This window comes from Streptomyces sp. NPDC001922 (assembly GCF_042891165.1).
Lineage (GTDB): Bacteria > Actinomycetota > Actinomycetes > Streptomycetales > Streptomycetaceae > Streptomyces.
Window position 1 is genome coordinate 183,705 of sequence record NZ_JBIASV010000004.1, and the last position, 23,501, is coordinate 207,205.

General features: G+C 71.1%; 22 protein-coding genes. 3 read left to right on the forward strand and 19 right to left on the reverse strand.

Annotated elements, in window-relative coordinates:
- Positions 1–127: 127 nt before the first annotated feature.
- Complete coding sequence (locus tag ACFYYR_RS08640; RefSeq protein ID WP_388848593.1) at positions 128–946, reverse strand: tyrosinase family protein; 819 nt, start codon at positions 944–946, stop codon at positions 128–130.
- A gap of 49 nt (positions 947–995) precedes the next feature.
- Complete coding sequence (locus ACFYYR_RS08645; protein ID WP_388848596.1) at positions 996–1,427, reverse strand: tyrosinase family oxidase copper chaperone; 432 nt, start codon at positions 1,425–1,427, stop codon at positions 996–998.
- A 665-nt stretch (positions 1,428–2,092) separates the two neighbouring features.
- On the opposite strand from ACFYYR_RS08645, the gene ACFYYR_RS08650 reads away from it, so the two are divergent.
- Together ACFYYR_RS08650 and ACFYYR_RS08655 are read left to right on the forward strand one after the other, a co-directional pair.
- Positions 2,093–2,998 (forward strand): 5'-3' exonuclease H3TH domain-containing protein, encoded by a 906-nt coding sequence (locus ACFYYR_RS08650; RefSeq protein ID WP_388849275.1) that lies wholly within the window; start codon positions 2,093–2,095, stop codon positions 2,996–2,998.
- 64 nt (positions 2,999–3,062) lie between these two features.
- Positions 3,063–3,914, forward strand: a complete 852-nt coding sequence (locus tag ACFYYR_RS08655) for a siderophore-interacting protein (protein ID WP_388848599.1) — start codon at positions 3,063–3,065, stop codon at positions 3,912–3,914.
- An 88-nt stretch (positions 3,915–4,002) separates the two neighbouring features.
- Here the strand turns inward: ACFYYR_RS08655 and ACFYYR_RS08660 are convergent, their stop codons facing one another.
- The 12 genes from ACFYYR_RS08660 to ACFYYR_RS08715 form a co-directional block, all read right to left on the reverse strand.
- Entirely contained in the window at positions 4,003–6,810 is a 2,808-nt protein-coding gene (locus ACFYYR_RS08660) for a DEAD/DEAH box helicase (protein WP_388848602.1), read from the reverse strand.
- A 44-nt stretch (positions 6,811–6,854) separates the two neighbouring features.
- A complete protein-coding gene (locus tag ACFYYR_RS08665; RefSeq protein WP_388848605.1) occupies positions 6,855–7,802 on the reverse strand; it encodes a diacylglycerol kinase in 948 nt (315 codons plus the stop codon).
- Positions 7,803–7,911: 109 nt separating this feature from the next.
- A complete protein-coding gene (gene tatC, locus ACFYYR_RS08670; RefSeq protein ID WP_388848608.1) occupies positions 7,912–8,868 on the reverse strand; it encodes a twin-arginine translocase subunit TatC in 957 nt (318 codons plus the stop codon).
- Positions 8,869–8,938: 70 nt separating this feature from the next.
- Positions 8,939–9,223: a Sec-independent protein translocase subunit TatA gene (gene tatA, locus ACFYYR_RS08675; RefSeq protein WP_388848611.1), complete on the reverse strand. Its 285-nt coding sequence runs from the start codon at positions 9,221–9,223 to the stop codon at positions 8,939–8,941.
- A 262-nt stretch (positions 9,224–9,485) separates the two neighbouring features.
- On the reverse strand, positions 9,486–9,689 hold the full coding sequence (locus tag ACFYYR_RS08680) for a hypothetical protein (protein ID WP_388848614.1): 204 nt from the start codon (positions 9,687–9,689) through the stop codon (positions 9,486–9,488).
- Between the two features lie 92 nt (positions 9,690–9,781).
- Positions 9,782–10,018, reverse strand: a complete 237-nt coding sequence (locus ACFYYR_RS08685; protein ID WP_388848617.1) for a hypothetical protein — start codon at positions 10,016–10,018, stop codon at positions 9,782–9,784.
- Between the two features lie 14 nt (positions 10,019–10,032).
- Entirely contained in the window at positions 10,033–10,983 is a 951-nt protein-coding gene (locus ACFYYR_RS08690) for a WYL domain-containing protein (RefSeq protein ID WP_351515103.1), read from the reverse strand.
- A gap of 27 nt (positions 10,984–11,010) precedes the next feature.
- Positions 11,011–11,964 (reverse strand): helix-turn-helix transcriptional regulator, encoded by a 954-nt coding sequence (locus ACFYYR_RS08695; protein WP_388848620.1) that lies wholly within the window; start codon positions 11,962–11,964, stop codon positions 11,011–11,013.
- 197 nt (positions 11,965–12,161) lie between these two features.
- Entirely contained in the window at positions 12,162–12,533 is a 372-nt protein-coding gene (locus tag ACFYYR_RS08700) for an FKBP-type peptidyl-prolyl cis-trans isomerase (RefSeq protein WP_388848623.1), read from the reverse strand.
- Between the two features lie 58 nt (positions 12,534–12,591).
- The gene (locus ACFYYR_RS08705; RefSeq protein WP_388848626.1) at positions 12,592–13,569 is read right to left on the reverse strand and encodes an FKBP-type peptidyl-prolyl cis-trans isomerase; all 978 of its coding nucleotides are present in this window, start codon (positions 13,567–13,569) and stop codon (positions 12,592–12,594) included.
- A 136-nt stretch (positions 13,570–13,705) separates the two neighbouring features.
- Positions 13,706–15,067 (reverse strand): Pup--protein ligase, encoded by a 1,362-nt coding sequence (gene pafA / locus ACFYYR_RS08710; protein WP_351515107.1) that lies wholly within the window; start codon positions 15,065–15,067, stop codon positions 13,706–13,708.
- A 9-nt stretch (positions 15,068–15,076) separates the two neighbouring features.
- Complete coding sequence (locus ACFYYR_RS08715) at positions 15,077–16,336, reverse strand: MFS transporter (protein ID WP_388848629.1); 1,260 nt, start codon at positions 16,334–16,336, stop codon at positions 15,077–15,079.
- 313 nt (positions 16,337–16,649) lie between these two features.
- Here ACFYYR_RS08715 and ACFYYR_RS08720 point away from each other — a divergent pair, with 313 nt between their 5' ends.
- On the forward strand, positions 16,650–17,642 hold the full coding sequence (locus ACFYYR_RS08720) for a LacI family DNA-binding transcriptional regulator (protein ID WP_388849278.1): 993 nt from the start codon (positions 16,650–16,652) through the stop codon (positions 17,640–17,642).
- Positions 17,643–17,749: 107 nt separating this feature from the next.
- On the opposite strand, the gene prcA is transcribed toward ACFYYR_RS08720, so the two are convergent.
- The 5 genes from prcA to arc form a co-directional block, all read right to left on the reverse strand.
- Positions 17,750–18,529: a proteasome subunit alpha gene (gene prcA / locus ACFYYR_RS08725; protein WP_388848632.1), complete on the reverse strand. Its 780-nt coding sequence runs from the start codon at positions 18,527–18,529 to the stop codon at positions 17,750–17,752.
- Between the two features lie 73 nt (positions 18,530–18,602).
- Positions 18,603–19,448, reverse strand: a complete 846-nt coding sequence (gene prcB, locus ACFYYR_RS08730) for a proteasome subunit beta (RefSeq protein WP_388848635.1) — start codon at positions 19,446–19,448, stop codon at positions 18,603–18,605.
- A gap of 109 nt (positions 19,449–19,557) precedes the next feature.
- Positions 19,558–19,776 (reverse strand): ubiquitin-like protein Pup, encoded by a 219-nt coding sequence (locus ACFYYR_RS08735; RefSeq protein ID WP_388848638.1) that lies wholly within the window; start codon positions 19,774–19,776, stop codon positions 19,558–19,560.
- A 120-nt stretch (positions 19,777–19,896) separates the two neighbouring features.
- Positions 19,897–21,408, reverse strand: a complete 1,512-nt coding sequence (dop, locus tag ACFYYR_RS08740; protein ID WP_388848641.1) for a depupylase/deamidase Dop — start codon at positions 21,406–21,408, stop codon at positions 19,897–19,899.
- A gap of 293 nt (positions 21,409–21,701) precedes the next feature.
- The gene (gene arc, locus ACFYYR_RS08745) at positions 21,702–23,468 is read right to left on the reverse strand and encodes a proteasome ATPase (RefSeq protein ID WP_388848643.1); all 1,767 of its coding nucleotides are present in this window, start codon (positions 23,466–23,468) and stop codon (positions 21,702–21,704) included.
- Positions 23,469–23,501: the final 33 nt, after the last annotated feature.

The window sequence follows — 23,501 nt, forward strand, 5'->3', positions numbered from 1 at the left end:
GACGGCAGTCTCCCAGAGCACCGGCCGGTCCGTCCGGCTCCGGACCGGACCACGGAGCGGACCCCGGAACGGACCGGGACCGGCCTCCGAGATCCCGACCGCGGTCCCTGCCGGTGAACGCGAGACCCTACTTGTAGGTGTAGAACTTCGTGTGGTCGAGCATGTCCGCCGGCGTGACGTCGTTCCACGGCTTCATCGTGTCGCGCAGGGAGACGACGTTGGTGGTGCGGGTGGTGGGCACGTAGCCGGTGTTCGGGTGCAGCTTCTGCCAGTCGGCCCAGAGCTTGTCGATGAAACAGTGGTGCAGCCAGAAGACCGGGTCGTTCGGCGAGGCGCCGGTGGTCATCTGGCCGCCGATCCAGACGTGCACCCGGTTGTGCAGGTTCGGGCCGCGCCAGCCCTCGACGGCGTTCCGGAAGCCGTCCGAGCCGCTGTTCCAGGGTGCGGCGTCGTACGTGGTCATGGCGAGCACCCGGTCGACCTCGGCCCGGGTCGGCAGCTCCCGGACGCCGGCGCCGAGGGAGCGGCGCAGGAACGTCCGTCCGTCGACGCGTATGTTCATGGGCCAATTGCCGCCGCCGAAGGCGAACGGGCCGGAGGTGACCCGGCCGTCACCGCTGCGGCCGTCGCCGCCGAGGAAGTCGTCCGCCCACAGGGAGCTGCGCGGCGTGCGGTCCACGGTCCAGTCCCAGTAGGGCAGCATGACCGAGGAGTTGACGGACTGCAGCGCCTCCTCGAACTGGAGCAGGAACCTGCGGTGCCAGGGGAGGAACGAGGGCGACCGGTGACCGGTCCGCTCACCGTTGTCGGTGTCCGAGACGATGAAGGCGTTGTGGGTGCTGATGAACTCGTCGTACCGGCCGGAGCGCTTGAGCTCCAGCACCGCGTCGACGAAGTTGCGCTTCTCGGTGGCGGTGAGGTCCGCCTGGTTCTTGCGATCTGCCATGACGAGGTCTCCTGCGTGAGTGGTCGGGACGGGTCCGGAACGGGTCCGGTCAGCCGGTCACGACCGGGACGAGACTCGAACCGTTCAGCTCACGGACGGCGGCTCGCGCCACGGAGCGGGGGGTGGGGTGCGTCTCGTAGTGGTTGACGACGCTGATCCACGTGGTGTCCACGTTCCGCATCACGTGCAGGTCCTCGTTGTCGATGCGGACCACGAAGTCCATGCCCTCGTGGCCGCCCCCGTGGCCACCGTGCCCCCCGTGTCCCCCGCCCTGTGGAGCCGGCCAGCCCTCGATGTGGCGGCCCTCGTAGACCTCGTCGAACGCCTCGGGTATCTCCGGTGTCCCGGCCTTCGCGTGGCCGTGGTGCGGCGCCGCGGCACTGCTCCGTGTCGCCGCGATGGCGGCGGGCGCGGCCAGGGCGGCGCCGGCCAGAGCAACCGCGCTGCCGCGCAGCACATGACGTCGGGTGGGATGCGACATGGTCAAACCCCTCTGTAGCTGTCCAGATGCCTCTGCGGCGGTACCGCAGAAGTCACTGCTCCGTTTCCGCGGGGCGGATGATCCGCTCCGTCGGACGGCACATGCTGACAGGGGGCTGACGGATCAACAGAGCACGCCGACAGATCTTGGGCATGAACAAGACAAGTTTGCGACAGCAGTGCAGATTTCAACGGCGGCGATCTTGTGCGGGCCGCCAACGGGCCGTCCGCTGGAGCGAAATATTCCGCGCCCGAAGCGGGATGGAAGCAAAAATTCTCCCGTTTTGATCGCCTAACCATGACATCTCTCACGGCGCGAACTCGACGGAATCACACGGCCCGTGATCTTTTCGCTACCCGCGATGTGCAACAGCATCGTCGGCACCGGCCATACGCGCACCCGAAATGAGCGGCCGGCACCCCTGATCCGACAGGAACGGGCAGGCCGGAGGCCGACGTTCCGCGACACGGGGACGGACCGCCGCGGGGAGTCCGGCCACCCCACCCGGGTCACCCACCCGGCAGGGCCGGGCCCGGCCCGCCGGCAGGACAACCCCGCCCGGCCGGCACGGCGACAACCGCACGCACTGCATCCGGCATTGCGCAGTTCGCCCCATAAATCCGCGGCGCCGATGCGGCATCATCACGCAGGTGACCCGACGCCTGATGCTCCTCGACACCGCCTCCCTCTACTTCCGCGCCTACTTCGGGGTGCCCGATTCGGTCAGAGCGCCGGACGGCACCCCGGTCAACGCGGTCCGCGGGCTGCTGGACTTCATCGCCCGCCTCGTCCAGGACCACCGCCCCGACGACCTGGTCGCCTGCATGGATGCCGACTGGCGGCCGCACTGGCGGGTCGAGCTGATCCCCACCTACAAGGCCCACCGCGTCGCGGAGGAGATCCCCGAGGGCTCCGACGTGGAGGAGGTCCCCGACACCCTCTCCCCGCAGGTCCCCGTCATCGAGGCCGTCCTGGACGCCCTGGGCATCGCCCGGGTCGGCGTGGACGACTACGAGGCGGACGACGTGATCGGCACCCTCACCGGCCGGGCCACCGGGCCGGTGGACATCGTCACCGGGGACCGCGACCTCTTCCAGCTGGTCGACGACGCGCGCGGGGTGCGCGTGCTGTACCCGGTGAAGGGCGTGGGCACCCACCAGACCGTCGACGAGGCCTGGCTGCGGGGAAAGTACGGCGTGGACGGCCGGGGGTACGCCGACCTGGCGCTGCTCCGCGGGGACCCCAGCGACGGCCTGCCGGGTGTTCCCGGCATCGGCGAGAAGACCGCCGCCAAGCTCCTCGCCGACCACGGCGACCTGGACGGCATCATGGCCGCGGTCGGCAATCCGGCCGCGAAGCTCACACCGTCCCAGCGCAAGCGGCTCCACGAGGCGCGGGACTACATCGCGGTCGCGCCGAAGGTCGTCCGGGTGGCCTCGGACGTACCGCTGCCGGGCTTCACGCCGGAGCTGCCGCACACCCCCCGGGACCCGGCCGCCCTCGACGCGCTCGCCGAACGGTGGGGACTCGGCGGGTCGCTGCAGCGCCTGCTGTCCACGCTGGGCACGTGAGCCCCGACGGGACCTGTTAGGTTAGGTATACCTAACAAGTCGCAGTGAGGCAGGGGAGGCCCCCGTGGCAGACCGTCCGGCGCGCAAGAAGCCCGAAGTCCACCGGGCAGAGGTGGTGCGGACCGAACAGCTCACCCCGCACATGGTCCGCGTGGTGCTGGGCGGTGACGGCCTGTCCGGGTTCGGAGCGGGCGAGTACACCGACCACTACATCAAGCTGCTGTTCCCGCTGGAGGGGGTGGCGTACCCGGAGCCCTTCGACATGGAGGCGATCCGCCGGGACATGCCGCGCGACCAGTGGCCGACGACCCGCACCTACACGGTGCGCCGCTGGGACGCCGCCGCACGGGAGCTGACCGTCGACTTCGTCGTCCACGGCGACGAGGGCATCGCCGGCCCCTGGGCGGCGGCGGTGAAGCCCGGTGAGGAGATCCGGTTCCTGGGGCCGGGCGGTGCCTACGCCCCGGACCCGGCCGCGGGCCGGCACCTGCTCGCGGGGGACGAGAGCGCGCTGCCCGCGATCGCCGCGGCCCTGGAGCGCATCCCCGAGGGCAGCACCGTGCACGCCTTCCTGGAGGTGGCCGGCCCGCAGGAGCAGCAGGAGCTGACGGTGCCGGCGGGCGCGGAGATCGTCTGGCTGTTCCGCGGCGCCGCACTTCCCGGCGAGGCGCTGGTCGCCGCGGTACGGGAACTGCCGTTCCCGGCGGGCGAGGTCCAGGCGTTCGTCCACGGGGAGGCGGGCTTCGTCAAGGAGCTCCGCCGCTACCTGCGGATCGACCGGGAGGTACCGCGCGAGCGGCTCTCGATCTCCGGGTACTGGCGGCTCGGCCACAACGAGGACGGCTGGCAGGCCTCCAAGCGGGAGTGGAACCAGCAGGTGGAGGCGGAGCAGGAAGCTCCCGCCCCCACCGCGTAGCCCCTGCCGGGACCTCAACGGCTCCGCGCCGGCTGCCACGGGGCAGTCGGCGCGGAGCCGTTCGCATACCGGGCACCGGCCCGAGGCGTCAGCCCACCGAGGAGTACGCCACCACGCCCCGCAGCAGCCCGTCGACCGCGCGGCGGGCGGTCCTGCGGACCGGGCTGCCCTCCGGCGCCGCCTCGGCGATCTGCCCGAGCACATCGATGACCTGCTTGTTCCAGCGCACGAAGTCACCGGCGGGCATCTCCGCGTCGCGCAGCACGTCGTCCAGACCGTGCCCGGACGCCCAGCGGTACGCCGTCCACGCGAAGCCCAGGTCGGGCTCGCGCTGGCCGACGCCCTCCGCCTGGTTGATGCGGTGCTCCTCCTCCTTGGCGTCCAGCCGGCCCCAGATGCGGATCATCCGGCCGAGGGCCTCCTTGGCCTCGCCCGTCGGGAGCTTGGGCGGCAGCGCGTCGTCGGCGGACCGCGCCTCGTAGACCAACGCCGAGGCGCACGCCGCCAGTTCCGCGGGCTTCAGGGCGTCCCAGACGCCCTCGCGCAGGCACTCGGACGCCAGCAGGTCCAGCTCGCCGTAGAGCCGGGCCAGTCGCCGCCCGTGCTCGGTGACCTCGTCGCCGTGCAGGTAGCCGAGGTCGGACAGCAGGGCGTAGACCCGGTCGAAGGTGCGGGCGATGGTGTTCGTCCGGCCCTCGATGCGCCGCTCCAGCTGACGGGTGTCGCGCTGCAGCCGCTGGTGCCGCTCGGCCCAGCGGGCGTGATCCTCCCGGTCGGCGCAGCCGTGGCAGGGGTGCGCCCGGATCTCCGTGCGCAGCCGGGCGATCTCCCGGTCGTCGGCCGCCGCGGAGCGCTCCTTGCGGTGGCGCTCGGGAGCGATGTGACCGGCCTTGGTGCGCAGCGTCGAGGCGAGGTCGCGACGGGACTGCGGGCTGCGCGGGTTGAAGGACTTCGGGATCCGCATTCGCTCCAGCGGCTCGACCGGCACCGGGAAGTCCATCCCCGCCAGCCGTTTGACCTGCCGTTCGGCGGTGAGGACGAGCGGCCGCGGGCCGTCGTGGTGGTCGAAGCCGCGGTGCCCGTTGGCCCGGCCGGCCGGTAGCCCCGGGTCGAGCACCACCGCCAGTCCCGCGAACTTGCCCGTCGGGACATGAATGATGTCCCCCGGCTTCAGCTTCTCCAGCGCCACGGCCGCGGCGGCCCGCCGCTGCGCCGCGCCCTGCTTGGCGAGTTCGTTCTCCCGGTCCTTCAACTGGCGCCGCAGCGCCGCGTAGGCGTCGAAGTCGCCGAGGTGGCACTCCATGGAGACGCGGTAGCCCTCCAGCCCCTCCTCGTTCTTCTGGACCTGCCGGGAGATGCCGACCACCGAGCGGTCGGCCTGGAACTGCGCGAAGGACGTCTCCAGCAGCTCACGGGAGCGGTGCCGCCCGAACTGGTGGACCAGGTTGACCGCCATGTTGTACGACGGCTTGAAGGAGGAGCGCAGCGGATAGGTGCGGGTACCGGCGAGACCGGCGAGCGCCGCCGGGTCCATCGCGCGCTGCCACAGCACCACGGCATGGCCCTCGACGTCGATCCCGCGGCGCCCGGCCCGGCCGGTGAGCTGGGTGTACTCGCCGGGGGTGATGTCGGCGTGCTGCTCGCCGTTCCACTTGACCAGCTTCTCCAACACCACCGAGCGGGCGGGCATGTTGATGCCCAGGGCCAGCGTCTCGGTGGCGAAGACCGCCTTGACCAGCCCGCGGACGAAGAGCTCCTCGACGATCTCCTTGAAGGTGGGCAGCATCCCGGCGTGGTGCGCGGCGATGCCCCGCTCCAGCCCCTCCAGCCACTCGAAGTACCCCAGGACGTGCAGGTCTTCGTCGGGGATCCCGGCGGTGCGCTCCTCGACGAGGGCCCGCACCTCGGCGCGCGCGCCCTCCTCGTTCAGCCGGAGGCCCGCGTGCAGGCACTGCTGCACGGCGGCCTCGCAGCCCGCCCGGCTGAAGATGAAGGTGATGGCGGGCAGCAGCCCTTCGGCGTCGAGCCGGTCGATGACCTCGGCCCGGCTGGGCGTCCAGATGCGGTTGCGCTGGCGGCGCTCCCGCTCCCGGTCGGCCTCGCGCACCATCTTGCCGCGACGGCGGTCGCGCGGGTTGTACGTCCGGCTGTTCTCCATCCGGGCCAGCCGGACCAGGTCCGGGTTGACCTCGAGCCGGCCGCCGTCCTTCTCCTCGAAGAGGTCGTACATCCGCCGGCCGGCGAGCACGTGCTGCCAGAGCGGGACGGGCCGGTGCTCGGAGACGATCACCTCGGTGTCGCCACGAACGGTGTCCAGCCAGTCACCGAACTCCTCGGCGTTGGAGACCGTGGCCGAGAGCGAGACGAGGGTCACCGACTCGGGGAGGTGGATGATGACCTCCTCCCAGACGGCGCCGCGGAAGCGGTCGGAGAGGTAGTGCACCTCGTCCATGACCACGTATCCCAGGCCGTTCAGCGCCGTGGAGCCGGCGTAGAGCATGTTGCGCAACACCTCGGTGGTCATCACGATCACCGGGGCATCGGAGTTGACGCTGTTGTCGCCGGTCAGCAGCCCGACCTTCTCCGGGCCGTAGCGCCTGACGAGGTCGTTGTACTTCTGGTTCGACAGGGCCTTGATCGGCGTGGTGTAGAAGCACTTGCGGCCCCGGGTGAGGGCCAGGTGAACGGCGAACTCGCCGACGATGGTCTTTCCGGAGCCGGTGGGGGCGGCGACCAGCACGCCCTTCCCGGCCTCGAGGGCCTCGCAGGCCTCGATCTGGAACGGGTCCAGCTCGAAGTCGTACATTTCACGGAACGGGGCGAGCGCGGTGGTCTGCTCGGCGGCCCTGGTGCGGGCGGCGGCGTATCGCTCAGCAGGGGACATGTCGTCGGTCATCGTGTCTACGAGCCTACCGGCCGCCTCGGACAGTCACGCGATCTTTATTGCGCCGACGGACGGCCGCCGCGCTGCGCGGGCACCCGGCCGGACGGATGGCCCGGCGGGGACAGCAGCCGGACGGCTCCCGGCACCACCCGGGCGGTCAGCGGCAGCGGCCCGAGCGGCTCTCCGTCGGCGTAGCCGGTGACCCCGTCCGCCTCCAGCGTCACCCGGGCGACCCGGTGCACGGTGACGGCGGGGTGGGTCAGGTGGGTGCCCCGGTAGACCCGGGGGAAGACCTTCAGCAGCTCGGTGCGGCTGCACCCGCCGACCACGGTGATGTCGAAGAGCCCGTCGTCCAGCCGGGCGTCGGCACAGATCCGCATACCGCCGCCGTACGAGGGACCGTTGCCGACCGCGACCAGCGTGGCCTCGATCCGCTGCTCCGGGCCGTCGTCGAGCCGGATGCGGTACGGGATCGGACGCAGCGCCGCGAGTTCGGCGAGCATCGCCGCGTCGTACCGGAAGCGTCCGCGGGGCCAGCGCATCCGGTTGCCGCGGTCGTTGACCCGGGAGTCGAAGCCGGAGGCGAGCACCGTCCCGAACCAGCGGTCCCCCGCCCGGCCCAGGTCCAGGGAGCGGATCCCGCCCTCCTCGAGCGCCCGTGCGGCGAGGGCGCCCGCGGCGGCGGGGTCCCGCAGCGGCAGGCCCGCGGCGCGGGCGAAGTCGTTGCCGGTGCCGACGGCGACGACCCCGAGCGGGGTGTCCGTCCCGGCGACGGCCTGGAGCGCCAGGGAGACCATGCCGTCGCCGCCGACGGCTATCAGGGCGCCGGTTCCGCCGGCCACCGCGTCGCGCGCCCGGGCGAGGCCGTCGGCGGCGTCGGAACCGAGGACGGTGCGTACCGAGTACCCGGCCGCACGCAGCGCCCCGGCCGCGGGCCCGAGGGCCCGCGCACCCCGCCCGCGGCCCGCGGTGGGGTTGACGAAGAGAGTGATCTCGCTGGTCACGGGGGGACCCTACTGGCCGGGAGCCCCCGCAGAAAGGGGTGGAGGGCAACCGGTTCCCCGGCTGCCCTCCTCATGTGCGGCGCCGCGTCCGCGGCGTCGTCCGGTGCGGTCAGGTGGCGTCGTCGTAGCCGGCGTGCCGGGCGTCGTCACCGGACGCCTGCCCGGGGAGCATCGGGGACGCGGAGACCTGCTCGATGCCGCCCACCGCCTCGGGGACGTGGTCGAGGGCCGAGGCCTCGTCGTCGTCCAGCCCGGCGTCCGGGTTCGAGCGGATCCGGCGGCGGTCGTTGAGCAGCGCGATGCCCACGGCGCCGTAGTAGAGCAGCACGATCGGCGCGGCCAGGGCCAGCATCGTCATCGGGTCACCGGTCGGGGTGGCGATGGCCGAGAAGACGGTGATCCCCATGATCATCCAGCGCCACCAGCTGAGCATCCGGCGTCCGGAGATCACGCCGCCGAAGTTCAGCAGGACCAGCAGCAGCGGCAGCTCGAAGGCGAGGCCGAAGACGACGACGAGCCGGGTGACGATGTCCAGGTAGTCGTCGAGCTTGACGAGGTTGTTGATGCCGAGGCCGTCCGGGGTCAGCCCGATGAGCGCGGCAGCGCTGGTCGGCAGGATCAGATAGGCGACGTACGCGCCCCCGAGGAAGAGCGGCATGCCCGCGCCCACGAAGCTGCGGGCGTACTTCTTCTCGCTGCGGTGCAGGCCGGGGGCGAGGAACGCCCAGGTCTGGTACAGCCACACCGGGCAGGCCACGACCACGCCGGTCATCAGCGCGACCTTGATCATGATGGTGAACGGGCCGAGCAGCCCGTCGATGGTCAGCTGGGCGCAGTTGCCACCCTGCTGAGCGGCCTTCTGGATGCTCCCACTGCAGCCGACCGACTCCCGGATCGGCGCTGTGAGGAAATCGACGATCGCCTCGTAGTAGAAGGCGGCGACGACCGTGACGGCGACGATCGCCAGCACGGATTTCACCAGGCGGTTCCGCAGCTCGCGCAGGTGCTCGGCGAGCGGCATCCGCCCCTCGGGGTCCTTCTCCTGCTTGCGGGCAGACTTCAGCAACCCACGTTCCTCGTCTCGTGCGGCCGCCGGCTTGCGCGGCGGCCGGTCCTCAGGGCTGGGGCAGCCGGGGTCAGCTCTGCGGGGTCCGGTTCGGCTCGTTCACCGGACGCGAGCTCGTCACATCACCGGGAGAAGCCTGAATGGTGCGCTGGGCGGACTGCTGTGCGTTCGCGTCGGCAGGAGCGGTGCCCGCCTGGCCCTCGTCGTCCTTCTTCATCGCCTTCGCCTCGCTCTTCAGGATGCGAGCCGACTTGCCGAGCGAACGGGCCATGTCAGGAAGCTTCTTGGCGCCGAAGAGCAGAAAAATGACAGCGATGATCAGGACGATCTCGAGGGGCTTCAGATTGCCGATCATGTGTGACTACCTTCTCACCGAGGCGGCATGGGTGGGGCTGACCGAGCGGTGCGGCCGGACAGGTGTCCGACCGCGTACTGGCAGCGATCGTAACGCGCAGGGATGAACGCCGGGCAATCCCTCTGCGTACTCCCGGTAGCGGCCCACGCCTCGCTTCTGGGACCGCTGCATTGCAGCGTACCGTCCCGGGCCGGGGAAACCGGAGGCCGCATCAGGCCGCCCCCGGAGCGTGGCACCGCGCCCGGCGCGCCGCCGGCGGGCCTCAGTCGCCGGATGGGGTCCGCGCCTGTGCGGCGAGCGGGACGGCGGCCCGTTCGAGGTCCTCGGCGGCCCGGGAGATCCGCTCCGAACTGTCCGCCACCTGCCGTGCCAGCCGCCGCACTTCGACGCCGACCCGGATCGCGAGCACACCGAGGACGGCGGTTCCGCAGAAGGCGAGGGCGACAGCGATCATGGGCCAGAGCATGGGGTGAGCCTAGTGGAGCCGCCGAGGCGCGCGGGGCGCAGGCGTCGGCTGGGGTCAAGTGGAGTGGCTGGGGTCAGCTGGGGTGGCCGGCGTCAGGTGGAGTGGAGGCGGAGGGTCCGCACGCCGCCGCCGGTGAGCAGTTCCACGATCCGCTCCCCCGCCGGCTTGCGGACGGTGGCCCCGCAGTCGGGACAGGTGAAGGAGTAGAACGTGGTGCGCCGGCTGGCCCCGATGGCCAGCCGGAAGGCGTCCGAGGCCAGCTCGAACCTGCCCCGGCAGTCGGGACAGGCCGCCTTGAAGACCACCGCGCCGTGCCCTGCGAGAACCACGTCCGTCCGTCCCTTCACTCGCCGTAGGCCGCGAGGGCCTCCCGCGCGGCCCGCTGTGCGCTCTCCGCGAGGTCCTCCGGCGAGACGATGCGGCCGTCGCCGCCCAGGCGCAGCGCGAGGCGGCGCAGCGAGGCGGGGTCGGGCGTGCGCAGCGTGATCCGCAGACCGCCGTCCGGCAGCTCCTCGGCGCTGTCGTGCGGGTAGTACTCGGCGACCCAGCGGCCCGCGGGGCCGACCTCGACGACGACCTCGGGGTCGTCGGCGGAGGGCTGGACCAGGCCTTCGGACAGATCGCGCAGCTCGACCGGCGGTGGGTCGGAGGCCTCGTCGAGCAGCCGGATCTCGGCCACCCGGTCGAGCCGGAAGGTGCGCCGGGCCTCGGAGAGCCGGCACCATGCCTCGACGTAGGTGTGACCGACGGCGAACAGGCGGATCGGGTCGACCTCGCGGTCGGTGAGCTCGTCACGGGCGGGCGAGTAGTACCGCAGCCACAGCCGGCGGCGCTCGGAGATCGCCCGGTCGACCTCGGCGAAGACGCCGCCCTCGGACTCGAAGATGACCGAGAGCCGGGAACTGGCGCCCGCCGCCTCGCCGGCCGCCGTCTCCAGCTTGGCGGTGGCGCGCAGCAGCGCCTGCCGGTCGCCCTCGCGGAGCCCGGGGAGGGTGGCGACCGCCCGGGCGGCGACCAGCAGGGCGGTGGCCTCGTCGGCGGCGAGCCGCAGCGGTGCGGCGACGTCGTCGGGGTTGTGCCACCAGATGCGGTCGCCGTCGGTGTCGATGTCGAGGAGGTCGCCGCCGCGGAAGCTGGTGCCGCACATCGGCAGCACGTCGAGGTCGGCGATGAGCTCGTCCTCGGTGATGCCGAAGGCACGGGCGACGTCGCCCACGCGGGCGCCGGGCCGCTCGCGGAGGTAGGTGACCAGGGAGAGCATCCGGCGGGTCTGGTCGATCGCGTTGGTAGCCATGGTGGTCGGTTGCGTCCTTCTCGTCTCTCAGCCCTTGGCCACGGCGCGCAGCCGGTCCACGACATCGGCCCGCAGCTCGGCGGGTTCCAGGACGGTCACGTCCGGTCCGAACTCCACCAGCCAGGCGTCGAGTCCGTGTCCGTAGGGGATCTCCAGCTCGTCCCAGCCGTCGTCCCCGGCGGTGGTGGTGAGGGCGCGGGCGCGCAGCGGGTAGCCGGCCCCGGCGCGCAGCCGGATCCGGGCGGTCCCGGTCGCCGTCTCCCCGGCCCAGCTCTCCACGGTCTCGCGGACGGTGACGTGGTCGGGCACCTCGGCGGTGAACGCCGCGGCCCGGGACCGCACCCGGCCGGTGATCCGGGAGAGCCGGAAGACCCGCTCGGCCTGCCGGTCGCGGTCCCAGCCGGCGAGGTACCAGTGGCCGCGCCAGCACTCGAGGGTCCACGGCTCGACGTGCCGGGTCTCCGGGCGGGCGGCGCTGGCCTTGCGGTACTCGAAGACGACAGGGCGCCGGTCGCGGCAGGCGAGCATCAGCGGTTCGAAGGCGCTCTCGTGCGCCGGGATCCGCGGCTCCAGCGCGCTGTGGCTCTCGTACGGGTCCCCGGCGAGCGGCATCCCGGCGGCGCGCAGCTTCTGCAGGGCGCCGCTGGCGGCCCCGGCGAGCCGGGCCTGCTGCCAGACCTTGGCCGCGAGCCCGAGGGCGGCGGCCTCCTCGGCGTCGAGCGCGACGGGCGGGAGGCGGTTGCTGTCGCGGCGGGCCAGGTAGCCGGTGTCGCCCTCCAGGCCGTCGACGGTCTCGATCACGAGGCCGAGCTCGCGCAGATCGTCCTTGTCCCGCTCGAACATCCGATTGAAGGCATCGTCGCTGCCCGCGTCGATGTACGCCTCGATCGAGGCCCGCAGCTCCCGCTTGCTGAGGGGCCGTCTGGTCCCGAGCAGGCACAGCGCCAGATTCATCAGCCGCTCCGCCTTGGCAATGGCCATCGACGCCCTCTCTCGTTGTTCTTCCGCACCGATGACCGTACCGGTCCGGGGACTCCCGGCAAAAGCGAAGGGCCCTTCCGAGCCGGTCCGGTCAGCGGGCGTTCACCCCCTGACCGGACCGGGCGGAAGAGCCCGTGGGACCCCCGCGTGCGCGGGCCCCGTCGGTACGCCGCGTACCGGCGTGCCGTACCCGTGTCTCAGACCGAGACGAGGTCGCAGACGAAGATCAGCGTCTCGCCCGGCTTGATCCGGCCACCGGCACCCCGGTCGCCGTAGGCGAGGTGCGCCGGGATGGTCAGCTGGCGACGGCCGCCGACCTTCATGCCCTGCACGCCCTGGTCCCAGCCGGTGATGACCTGGCCGACGCCCAGCTGGAAGCGCAGCGGGGTGCCGCGGTTCCAGCTCGCGTCGAACTCCTCGCCGGTGCTGAAGGCCACACCCACGTAGTGGACGGCGACGGTGTCGCCGGCCTTGGCGACCGGGCCGTCACCCTCCCAGATGTCCTTGATCTCGAGGTCGGCCGGGGGCTCGCCGCCCGGGAAGTCGATCTCGGGCTTGTCGATGCTCACTGCTGTGCTCCTGTGAATGGATCCTGTCGGAATCGGGTCCAGTCTCGCAGACCGGTGATCAGACGGTGTCGATGATGTCCACCGAGAAGACCAGGGTGCTCTTCGCGAGCTCGTTCCCCGGCTGACCGCCGTAGCCCTGCTTCGGCGGGACGACGAGCAGCACCCGGTCGCCGACGTTCTTGCCGACGAGGCCCTTGTCCCAGCCCTGGACGACCGATCCGGTGCCGATCTGGAAAGCGGTGGCACCGCCGTGCTTCCAGGAGGAGTCGAACAGCTTGCCGTTCTCCCACTTCACACCCGTGTACTGGACGACGAGACCGTCACCGGCCTTGATCTTGGGCCCCTTGCCCTTGATCAGGACCTGCTCCTTGAGCTCCTTCGGGGGCTTCACGCCCTTCGGGATGGTGATCTCGGCCGGCTTCTGCGACTCGGACTTCACCGTGGGCATCCCCGCCTCCGGCTTCGCCTGCTCGCCCTTGACCTCGGCCTTCTTGTTGACCTTCTTGGCCGCGGCGATGTCGATGACCCAGACCAGGCCGTCGCTGGGCTTGATGCCCGCCTGCGGGTTCAGCTGCTCGCCGATGAGCGCCTTGGCGGTGCCCTCCACCTTGAAGCGGCTGCCGACCTTCTGACCGACGAGCGAGTCCACCACCTTCGCCGGCAGCGTCTGGCTCGGCTGGCCGACCTCCTGGACCACCTGGGTCCGCGGGCCCTTCGGGTCGGTGCCCGGGCGCCTGGCCCAGGTGTTGCCGAGGTCCTGCCCGCCCTTCATGGTCTCCCCGGCGAAGTCCAGGCGGACGAAGTCGCCCTTCTTCACCTCGGGGCCGGTGCCCTGCTTGACCGTCTCCACAACGGCCTTGTCGGAGGCCTTCGCGTCCTTGGGCGCGGAGATCTCGGGCTTCTCCCCCGGCTTGCCCTCCACCTTGACGACCCCGGAGTCCGACGACCCGTCGTCGGAGCCGCACGCGGCGGTGAACAGCAGGACGGGCACGGCGAGCGCCGCTGCGACGCGGCGGAATTTCTTCGTGTGGTTCATCAGTCCAACTCGGGCTAGTGGGGTCTGCGGGCAATGCCCGCCACTCTACGACCTGGACCCGGCCGGACAGCGGTGAGTGACACGACTGCGCGCCGGAGCCCGTCGGCTCCGGCGCGCAGGTCCCGCCCGCACGTGCTCACATGCCGGCGATCAGCTTCTCCACCCGGTCGTCCACCGACCGGAACGGGTCCTTGCACAGTACGGTGCGCTGCGCCTGGTCGTTGAGCTTGAGGTGCACCCAGTCGACGGTGAAGTCCCGGCGCTGCTCCTGGGCACGCCGGATGAAGTCGCCGCGCAGCCGGGCGCGGGTGGTCTGCGGCGGCACCGACTTGCCCTCGAAAATCTTCAAGTCGTTGCAGACCCGGGCCGCTTGGCCGCGCTTCTCCAGCAGGTAGTAGAGGCCACGACGCCGGTGGATGTCGTGGTAGGCGAGGTCTATCTGGGCGATCCGGGGGTGCGACATGGTGATGTTGTTCTTGGCCCGGTACCGCTCGATGAGCTTGTACTTCATCACCCAGTCGATCTCGGTGGCGATCCGGTCCAGCTCCTGGTCGCGGACGGCCTCGAGGGTGCGGCCCCAGAGCTCCAGGACCCGCTCGACCGTGCCGCTGACGATGCCCCGGCGCTCGCAGAAGTCGACGGCCTTCTCGTAGTACTCCTGCTGGACCTCCAGGGCGGAGGCCTCGCGGCCACTGGCCAGGCGCACCTTGCGCTGTCCGGTGATGTCGTGGCTGACCTCGCGGATGGCCCGGATCGGGTTCTCCAGGGTGAGGTCCCGCATCACCGTGCCCGCCTCGATCATGCGGAGCACCAGGTCGGTGGCCCCGACCTTGAGCAGCATGGTCGTCTCGGACATGTTGGAGTCGCCGACGATGACATGGAGCCTGCGGTAGCGCTCGGCGTCGGCGTGCGGTTCGTCACGGGTGTTGATGATCGGCCGGGACCGGGTGGTCGCCGAGCTGACGCCCTCCCAGATGTGCTCCGCCCGCTGGCTGACGCAGTAGACCGCGCCACGCGGGGTCTGCAGCACCTTGCCCGCGCCGCAGAGCAGCTGCCGGGTGACGAGGAAGGGGATGAGGATGTCCGCGAGCCGGGAGAACTCCCCGTGCCGCGCCACGAGGTAGTTCTCGTGGCAGCCGTAGGAGTTTCCCGCCGAATCGGTGTTGTTCTTGAAGAGATAGACGTCGCCTGCGATTCCCTCCTCGTGCAGGCGGCGTTCTGCGTCGACGAGCAGGCCCTCGAGAATGCGCTCGCCCGCTTTGTCGTGCGTGACCAGCTCGGTCACGTTGTCGCACTCGGGGGTTGCGTATTCCGGGTGCGAGCCCACGTCCAGGTAGAGGCGGGCGCCGTTGCGCAGGAAGACATTGCTGCTGCGGCCCCAGGAAACGACACGGCGGAAGAGGTACCGCGCCACTTCGTCAGGCGACAGTCGGCGCTGTCCCCTGAACGTGCACGTGACGCCGTACTCGTTCTCCAGCCCGAAAATGCGGCGGTCCATGACTGAACATTACGCCTGATGGCCTGCTCTGAAACCGGGTTCGACGGCACCGGTTCGATCATTTTCCGCAGGGGTTTCACTCTCCGTCACACCGGAGGGAACCGCGAGGGCCCGCCGGGTGGCCAGCAGGACGAGCAGCGCACAGACCCCGCCGGCTCCCGCGACGGCGAAACCCGCGGGGGTGCCGCTGTGCTCGACGGCGGGACCCGCGGCAGCCGTTCCGACCGCCGCACCGACCGTGAAGGTGGTGACCAGCCAGGAGAACGCCTCGGTCACGGTGCCGCGCGGAGCGTGCCGGTCGACGACGACGAAGGCGCAGGCGAGCGCCGGGGCCAGGAAGACCCCGGCGAGGGTGGCCAGCACCGTCATCGGGACGACGGCGGGCGTCAGGGTGAGCGGCAGATAGCCCAGCGCGAGCAGCCCCACCAGCACCTTCAGCCGCCGCTCGGGCTCGCCGGGCCACTGCCGGGCCCCGTAGACCACACCGCCGACGAGCGCGCCCCCGCCCACGGCCGCCATCAGCACGCCGTAGACGGTGTCCCCGCCGGTCGTGTCCGAGTAGGCGAGCGCGGCCACCGCTATGGAGCCGAGCGCCATGCCGACGAAGAAGAACGAGCCGAGCAGCGCGAGCAGGCCCGCCGACCGGAGGGCGCCGAGCCAGTGCGCCTCGCGGGGCGCCGAGCGCCAGGTGCGGGAGGGCTCGGAGACGACGACGGAGAGTGCGCCCAGGACCCCCAGGGCGTTGATGACCAGCAGCGCCGTCGCCTCGGACCAGAGCGCCACCGAGACCGTGACCAGCAGCGGGCCCACGGTGAACATGATCTCCTGGGCCACCGCGTCCAGGGCGTACGCGGCGTGCACCTGGTCCTCGCGGCCCAGCACGCCCGGCCACAGCGCCCGCAGGCCGCCCTCCAGCGGCGGGGTGAAGACACCGGCCACCAGCATCGCCGCGTAGGCGACCGGCAGCGGCTCGACGCCCACCACGGTGAACAGCGCCATGCCCAGCGCCGACAGCACCGCCGCGGGGAGCATCACCCGTGGCTGGCCCCAGAGGTCCACCGCGCGGCCCAGCAGGGGCTGCCCGACGGCCGTGGCGAGGCCGTAGACGGCCGACAGGACCCCGGCCAGGGTGTAGCTGCCGCCCTCCCCCCGGACGAAGAGCACGATGGCGATGGCGGCCACGGCGTTGGGCAGCCGGCCCACGAGAGTGCCCGCCAGCAGCCGGGCCGCGTGCCGCGTCCGGAGCAGTTGCGCATAGCCCGCCGCCATGAATCCGCCCTTTCTCTCCCCCGGGCGGACCCAGGTTTTACGTATAACGTCCGTCGTTATACGTACCATGTGGCCCGTCCGCGGGTCCACCCGGAGGGCCCACGCCCCGAGAACCCGGCCACGGGACGACGGACGACGTGACGAACCGAGAACGAACGGCGGAGGCACCGTGACGAGAGCCGACAGCGGCGGCGCGCCCGGAACCGGCGGGGCCGGGAACGGCGTTCCGGAGGCCCCCGGGCGCCCGCGGCCCGCGGCGCCCCGGCGCTCGGGCGCCCGCCGCGGCCAGGGGGCGGCACCGGCCGCCGCCCGGGTGACGAGCCGGGACGTGGCCCGGGCCGCGGGCGTCTCGCAGGCGACGGTCTCGCTGGTGCTCGGCGACAAATGGCGCGGCCGGGTCTCGGAGCGGACGGCCGGTGCGGTACGGGAGGCCGCGGCGGACCTCGGCTACCGGCCCAACCTTGCGGCGCGCGACCTCCGGCTGGGGCGCACCCGGACGGCGCTGCTGGTGGTCCCCGCCCTGACGAACGAGTTCTTCGCCCGGGTGCACACCGGCGCGGCCCGGGTCGCCGCCGAGCACGGCTTCGGGGTGGTGATCTACCCCTCCCCCGAGGGCGTGGGCCGGGCGCGCGACCCGTTCGACTCGTCCCGGACCGCGCTGGACGGCGTCATCGCCTCCTCGATGGCGGCGGACGCGCTCGTCGCGATGCGGGCGGGCGGGCTGCCGCTGGTGATGCTGGACAGCGACCCGGCCGGTCCGGAGGCCGCCGCCACCGTGAACATCGATGTGGCCGACGGCATGCGGCAGGTGACGGAGCATCTGCTGGCCCAGGGCCACCGCCGCTTCCTCCACCTCGCACCGGCGGTGGACTCCTGGACCTTCCACGTACGGGCGGACGCCCTGGCCGGCGCGCTCCGGGCGGTGCCGGACGCGGCCGTCCGCACCGAGACCTCCGCGCTCACGGTCGACGCGGCGCGGCAGGCGGCCGAACGGGCGCTGACCGGACCGGGGCCGCGGCCCACGGCCCTGGTGTGCGACGACGACATCCTGGCCGCCGGCGCCTGCAAGGCGGTGCGGCGGCTCGGGCTGCGCGTGCCCGAGGACGTGTCGGTGTCCGGCTTCGACGACCTCTCGCTGGCGACCGCGGTGGAGCCGGAGCTGACCACCGTGCGGCTGCCCGCCGAGGAGGTGGGAGCGCGGGGCATGGCGGCGCTGCTGGCGGTACTGGAGAACCGGCCGCCGGAGAGCGTGGCGCTGCCGGTGGAGCTGATCGTCCGGGGCTCCACGGCCCGGGCGGCGGACTGACCTGCGCCCACCTGGGACATGCCGGTGCCCCCGACCGCCGTGACGGTCGGGGGCACCGGCCTTTCCTCCGGCACGGGTGCGGGGTGGGGGCAGCCCGCGGCCCGGCCCTACTTGTCGTCGTCCGAGGAGTCCGTGTCGTCGGGGAGCTCCAGGTCCTCGACGGCCGGCGTGCCCGAGGAGGACTGCCCCTCCGGCTCCAGCAGCCGGGAGAGCTGACGCCCCAGGACCCGCTTGAACTTCCGCTTCTGCGGGCGCTTGCGGTCCAGGACCGCGACTTCCAGCTGCTCGGCGGTGAGGCTGCGCTCCCCGCCGTTGTTGTCCCGGGCGAGGGACTCCATGGCCAGCTTGAGCGCCTCGGCGAGGGTCATCCCGTCGCGGTGCCGCTGGTCGAGGTAGCTGCCGATCTGGTCGGAGTTGCCACCGACCGCGACCGAGCCGTGCTCGTCGACGATCGAGCCGTCGTGCGGCAGCCGGTAGATCTGGTCGTCCTCGGGGCCGTCGCCGACCTCCGCGACGATCAGCTCCACCTCGTACGGCTTCTCGCCGGCGCTGGAGAAGATGGTGCCCAGCGTCTGCGCGTAGACGTTGGCGAGGCCACGGGCCGTCACATCGTTGCGGTCGTAGGTGTAGCCGCGCAGGTCGGCGTAGCGGACGCCGCCGATGCGCAGATTCTCGAACTCGTTGTACTTGCCGACCGCGGCGAAGGCGATCCGGTCGTAGATCTCGCTGACCTTGTGCAGCGCCCGGGACGGGTTCTCGGCGACGAAGAGGATTCCGTCGTCGTACTGCAGGACGACCACGCTGCGGCCGCGCGCGATGCCCTTGCGGGCGTACTCGGCCCGGTCGGCCATGGCCTGCTGGGGTGAGACATAGAACGGCGTCGACACCGGCTATCCGTCCCTTTCTGTCAGTGACGTGGGCCCCCGGCGGTGACGGGGGGTGTTCCGCTCGGCCCGTCGCTCAGAGCAGCGCGGCCCGCGGGCCGTCCGGTTCCTGGAGCCGGTGCTCGTGAATGGCGCGGGCGATCTCGGAGGACTCGGCCTCCGAGAGCTTCCGGAAGCCCTCGTCGGTGATGACGGTGACGATCGGGTAGATACGGCGGGCCATGTCCGGGCCGCCGGTGGCCGAGTCGTCGTCGGCGGCGTCGTACAGGGCCTGCACGACCAGGGTGGTGGCCTGGTCCTCGGTCAGATCCTCGCGGTAGAGCTTCTTGAGGGCACCGCGGGCGAAGACCGATCCGGAGCCGGTGGCCGCGAAGCCGTGGTCCTCCGAACGCCCGCCGGTGACGTCGTAGGAGAAGATGCGGCCCTTCTCGCGGTCCACGTCCCAGCCGGCGAAGAGCGGGACGACGGCCAGGCCCTGGAGGGCCATGCCGAGGTTGCCCCGGATCATCGTGGAGAGCCGGTTCGCCTTGCCCTCGAGGGAGAGTTGGGTCCCCTCGACCTTCTCGAAGTGCTCCAGCTCCAGCTGGAAGAGCTTCACCATCTCCACGGCGAGGCCGGCCGTGCCGGCGATGCCCACCGCGGAGTACTCGTCGGCGGGGAAGACCTTCTCGATGTCGCGCTGCGCGATGACATTGCCCATCGTCGCCCGCCGGTCGCCGGCCAGCACCACACCGCCCGGGAACGTCGCCGCGACGATCGTCGTGCCGTGCGGGATCTCCACCGCGCCCTGCACCGGCGGCAAGGACCGCTTGCCGGGGAGCAGTTCCGGCGAGTGCTCCGCCAGGAAATCCATGAAGGAGGACGAGCCGGGCGTCAGGAAGGCAGCCGGCAGACGCCCTGTGCTACGAGTGTTGGCTTCCACACGATTCCTTCCACCAGATCTTGGAATTCTGCACGGACCTTACCCGGGGCCGTGAATATCACCCGTCCCGCGCCCCCTCGGAGAGGACGCGGGACGGATCGCGCCGGTGCTACTGGCCGCCCTTCTGTACGAAAGACCGCACGAAGTCCTCTGCGTTCTCCTCGAGGACGTCGTCGATCTCGTCGAGGACGGAGTCCACGTCGTCCGACAACTTCTCCTGGCGCTCCTTGAGGTCCTCGGAGGCCTGCGCGTCCTGCGCGGACTCCTCGACCTCCTCGGTGGAGCGTGTCGACTTCTGCTGTCCGCCGCCGGTGTCCTTGGTCGCCATATCCCTCACCCCGCTCGGTTGGACGTACAAGATCAGACCCTACTCGCAGGGCCCGACATCGGCTCTGCACTTACCTCAACGTCCGGGAACCACCTCGATGATTCCCTGATCGGCGCCCTTTCAGCCCCCCGAGAGCACCCTCACCAGCTCTTCCGCCGTACGGCAGCGGTCCAGGAGCTCCTTGACGTGGTTGCGGGTGCCGCGCAGCGGCTCCAGCGTCGGCACGCGCTGCAGGGAGTCCCGGCCGGGGAGGTCGAAGATGACCGAGTCCCAGGAGGCGGCGGCCACGTCGTCGGCGTACTGTTCCAGGCAGCGCCCCCGGAAGTAGGCACGCGTGTCCTCCGGCGGCTTCGCCAGGGCCCGCTGGACCGCGGACTCCTCCAGCAGGCGCTTCATCTTGCCGCGGGCCACCAGACGGTTGTAGAGGCCCTTGTCGGGGCGCACGTCGGCGTACTGCAGGTCCACCAGGTGCAGCCGGGCGGCGTCCCAGTCCAGGCCGTCGCGGCGCCGGTAGCCCTCCAGGAGCTCCCGCTTCGCGACCCAGTCCAGCTCGCCCGAGAGGCTCATGGGATCGCGCTCCAGCCGGTTCAGCACGTCCTCCCAGCGGCTCAGGACGTCCTTGGTCTGCTCGTCCGCGTCGGCCCCGTAGCGGTCCTCGACGTACTTCCTGGCGAGCTCGAAGTACTCCATCTGGAGCTGGACCGCGGTGAGCGACCGCCCGTTACGGAGTGTGATCAGGTGGCGCAGGGAGGTGTCGTGCGAGACCTGGTGCAGCGTGCGTACGGGCTGGTCGACGGCCAGGTCGACGGCGATGAAGCCGTCCTCGATCATGGACAGCACCAGGGAGGTGGTGCCCAGCTTGAGGAAGGTGGAGATCTCCGAGAGGTTGGCGTCCCCGATGATGACGTGCAGCCGGCGGTACTTCTCGGCGTCCGCGTGCGGCTCGTCGCGGGTGTTGATGATGGGCCGCTTCAGGGTGGTCTCCAGCCCCACCTCGACCTCGAAGTAGTCCGCGCGCTGACTGAGCTGGAAGCCGTGCTCGTGGCCGTCCTGCCCGATGCCGACGCGGCCGGCCCCCGTGACCACCTGGCGGGAGACGAAGAAGGGCGTCAGATGGCGCACGATGTCCGAGAACGGGGTCTCCCGCTTCATCAGGTAGTTCTCGTGCGTGCCGTAGGACGCGCCCTTGTTGTCGGTGTTGTTCTTGTACAGATGGATCGGCTGCGAGCCCGGGACCTGGGCGGCGCGCTCGGCGGCCTCCGCCATGATCCGCTCACCGGCCTTGTCCCAGAGCACCGCGTCGCGCGGATTGGTGACCTCCGGGGCGCTGTACTCCGGGTGGGCGTGGTCCACGTAGAGCCGGGCGCCATTGGTCAGGATGACGTTGGCCAGGCCGATGTCCTCGTCGGTGAGCTGGCTGGAATCCGCGGTCTCGCGAGCGAGGTCGAAGCCGCGGGCGTCCCGCAGCGGGTTCTCCTCCTCGAAGTCCCAGCGGGCGCGGCGCGCCCGGTGCATCGCCGCCGCGTAGGCATTGACGATCTGGGACGAGGTGAGCATGGCATTGGCGTTCGGGTGACCGGGGACGGAGATCCCGTACTCCGTCTCGATGCCCATTACTCGCCGTACGGTCATGCGGCCCTCCTTGCCCGGCGCCGCCCCGGGATGGGGTGGGCGCTCAAGTACCGCTGCTTCTCCGATGCGTATGCGGTGCCCGTCCCCGCGCTGTGCGACTCGGCGGTACCCCTGAGCCTAGAACGCCTCGGCGGTGGTGGGGAGATCATTTTCGTCATTGCTCGGATCCGGTGCGTAACCGACCGGGTCCTCCTGGGTGACGACCCCCGGGTGTGCGGGAACGCAACCGGCTGCGGACGCCCCGCGGGTCCCCCGCCGGAGCGGGGGCAGGGCATCCGCAGCCGGACCGCCGCTTACAGGTACTGACCGGTGTTCGCCACCGTGTCGATGGACCGGCCGGTGTCCGCGCCCTGCTTTCCGGTGACGAGGGTGCGGATGAAGACGATCCGCTCGCCCTTCTTGCCGGAGATCCGGGCCCAGTCGTCCGGGTTGGTGGTGTTCGGCAGGTCCTCGTTCTCCTTGAACTCGTCCACGCAGGCGGCGAGCAGGTGGGAGACGCGCAGACCCTTCTGGTCGTGGTCGAGGAAGGCCTTGATCGCCATCTTCTTGGCCCGGTCCACGATGTTCTGGATCATCGCGCCCGAGTTGAAGTCCTTGAAGTACAGGACTTCCTTGTCGCCGTTGGCGTACGTGACCTCCAGGAAACGGTTCTCCTCGGATTCCGCGTACATCTGCTCGACGACCGACTGGATCATGCCGTCGACCGCGGCCTCCGGCGATCCCCTGTGCTCGGTGAGGTCGTCCGCGTGCAGCGGCAGCGACGCCTTCAGGTACTTCGCGAAGATGTCCTTGGCCGCCTCGGCGTCCGGGCGCTCGATCTTGATCTTCACATCGAGCCGGCCGGGACGGAGGATCGCCGGGTCGATCATGTCCTCACGGTTGGAGGCACCGATGACGATGACGTTCTCCAGGCCCTCCACACCGTCGATCTCGGCGAGCAGCTGCGGGACGATGGTGTTCTCCACGTCCGAGCTGACACCGGACCCACGGGTCCGGAAGAGGGACTCCATCTCGTCGAAGAAGACGATGACGGGGGTGCCCTCGCTGGCCTTCTCCCGCGCCCGCTGGAAGACCAGGCGGATGTGCCGCTCGGTCTCGCCGACGTACTTGTTGAGCAGCTCCGGGCCCTTGATATTGAGGAAGTAGCTCTTCCCCGCGGGCTGCCCGGTCACCTCGGCGACCTTCTTGGCAAGGGAGTTGGCCACGGCCTTGGCGATGAGCGTCTTGCCGCAGCCGGGCGGGCCGTAGAGCAGCACACCCTTGGGCGGCCGCAGTTCGTGCTCCTTGAAGAGGTCGGGGTAGAGATAGGGGAGCTCGACGGCGTCCCGGATCAGTTCGATCTGGTTGCCCAGGCCGCCGATCCGGTCGTAGTCGATGTCCGGGACCTCTTCGAGGACGAGCTCCTCGACCTCGCTCTTCGGCACGACCTCGTAGACGTAGCCGGAGCGGGGCTCGAGCAGCAGGGCGTCACCGGAACGGATGGTGGCGTCCAGCAGCGGCTCGGCGAGCCGCACCACCTTCTCCTCGTCGGTGTGCCCCACCACCAGGGCCCGCTCGCCGTCCTCGAGGATCTCCTTGAGGGTGACGATCTCCCCGGCCCGCTCGAACTCCATGGCCTCGACCACGTTGAGCGCCTCGTTGAGCATGACCTCCTGGCCGCGCCGGAGGTCCTCGAGCTCGACGCTGGGGCTGACGTTCACCCGGAGCTTGCGGCCCCCGGTGAAGATGTCCGCCGTGCCGTCCTCGTTCGCCTGCAGGAAGACCCCGAAGCCGGCCGGCGGCTGAGCGAGCCGGTCGACCTCTTCCTTGAGGGCCACGATCTGGTCCCGGGCTTCACGCAGCGTGTTCGCGAGCCGTTCGTTCTGCGCCGAGACGCCGGCCAGGTTGGTCTGCAACTCGACGATCCGCTCTTCGAGAATCCTCGTGTGTCGCGGAGAGTCGGCGAGCTTGCGGCGCAGGACGGCGATTTCCTGCTCGAGATAGGCAACCTGACCGGCAGGGTCTTCAGACCCCCGCCCCGGCCGGATGCCGCGGTTGATGTCGTCGTCGTGGGCTGCCACGGTCCTCACCTCCTCCAAGGGGAGCTGGACGCT

What these genes read in the sequence shown, in the direction of transcription:
- ACFYYR_RS08640 (WP_388848593.1), bottom strand. Translation starts at nt 946, where the DNA reads ATGGCAGATCGCAAGAACCAGGCGGACCTCACCGCCACCGAGAAGCGC.
- ACFYYR_RS08645 (WP_388848596.1), bottom strand. Translation starts at nt 1,427, where the DNA reads ATGTCGCATCCCACCCGACGTCATGTGCTGCGCGGCAGCGCGGTTGCT.
- ACFYYR_RS08650 (WP_388849275.1), top strand. Translation starts at nt 2,093, where the DNA reads ATGCTCCTCGACACCGCCTCCCTCTACTTCCGCGCCTACTTCGGGGTG.
- ACFYYR_RS08660 (WP_388848602.1), bottom strand. Translation starts at nt 6,810, where the DNA reads ATGACCGACGACATGTCCCCTGCTGAGCGATACGCCGCCGCCCGCACC.
- tatA (WP_388848611.1), bottom strand. Translation starts at nt 9,223, where the DNA reads ATGATCGGCAATCTGAAGCCCCTCGAGATCGTCCTGATCATCGCTGTC.
- ACFYYR_RS08680 (WP_388848614.1), bottom strand. Translation starts at nt 9,689, where the DNA reads ATGCTCTGGCCCATGATCGCTGTCGCCCTCGCCTTCTGCGGAACCGCC.
- ACFYYR_RS08690 (WP_351515103.1), bottom strand. Translation starts at nt 10,983, where the DNA reads ATGGCTACCAACGCGATCGACCAGACCCGCCGGATGCTCTCCCTGGTC.
- ACFYYR_RS08695 (WP_388848620.1), bottom strand. Translation starts at nt 11,964, where the DNA reads ATGGCCATTGCCAAGGCGGAGCGGCTGATGAATCTGGCGCTGTGCCTG.
- ACFYYR_RS08705 (WP_388848626.1), bottom strand. Translation starts at nt 13,569, where the DNA reads ATGAACCACACGAAGAAATTCCGCCGCGTCGCAGCGGCGCTCGCCGTG.
- pafA (WP_351515107.1), bottom strand. Translation starts at nt 15,067, where the DNA reads ATGGACCGCCGCATTTTCGGGCTGGAGAACGAGTACGGCGTCACGTGC.
- ACFYYR_RS08715 (WP_388848629.1), bottom strand. Translation starts at nt 16,336, where the DNA reads ATGGCGGCGGGCTATGCGCAACTGCTCCGGACGCGGCACGCGGCCCGG.
- ACFYYR_RS08735 (WP_388848638.1), bottom strand. Translation starts at nt 19,776, where the DNA reads ATGGCGACCAAGGACACCGGCGGCGGACAGCAGAAGTCGACACGCTCC.
- dop (WP_388848641.1), bottom strand. Translation starts at nt 21,408, where the DNA reads ATGACCGTACGGCGAGTAATGGGCATCGAGACGGAGTACGGGATCTCC.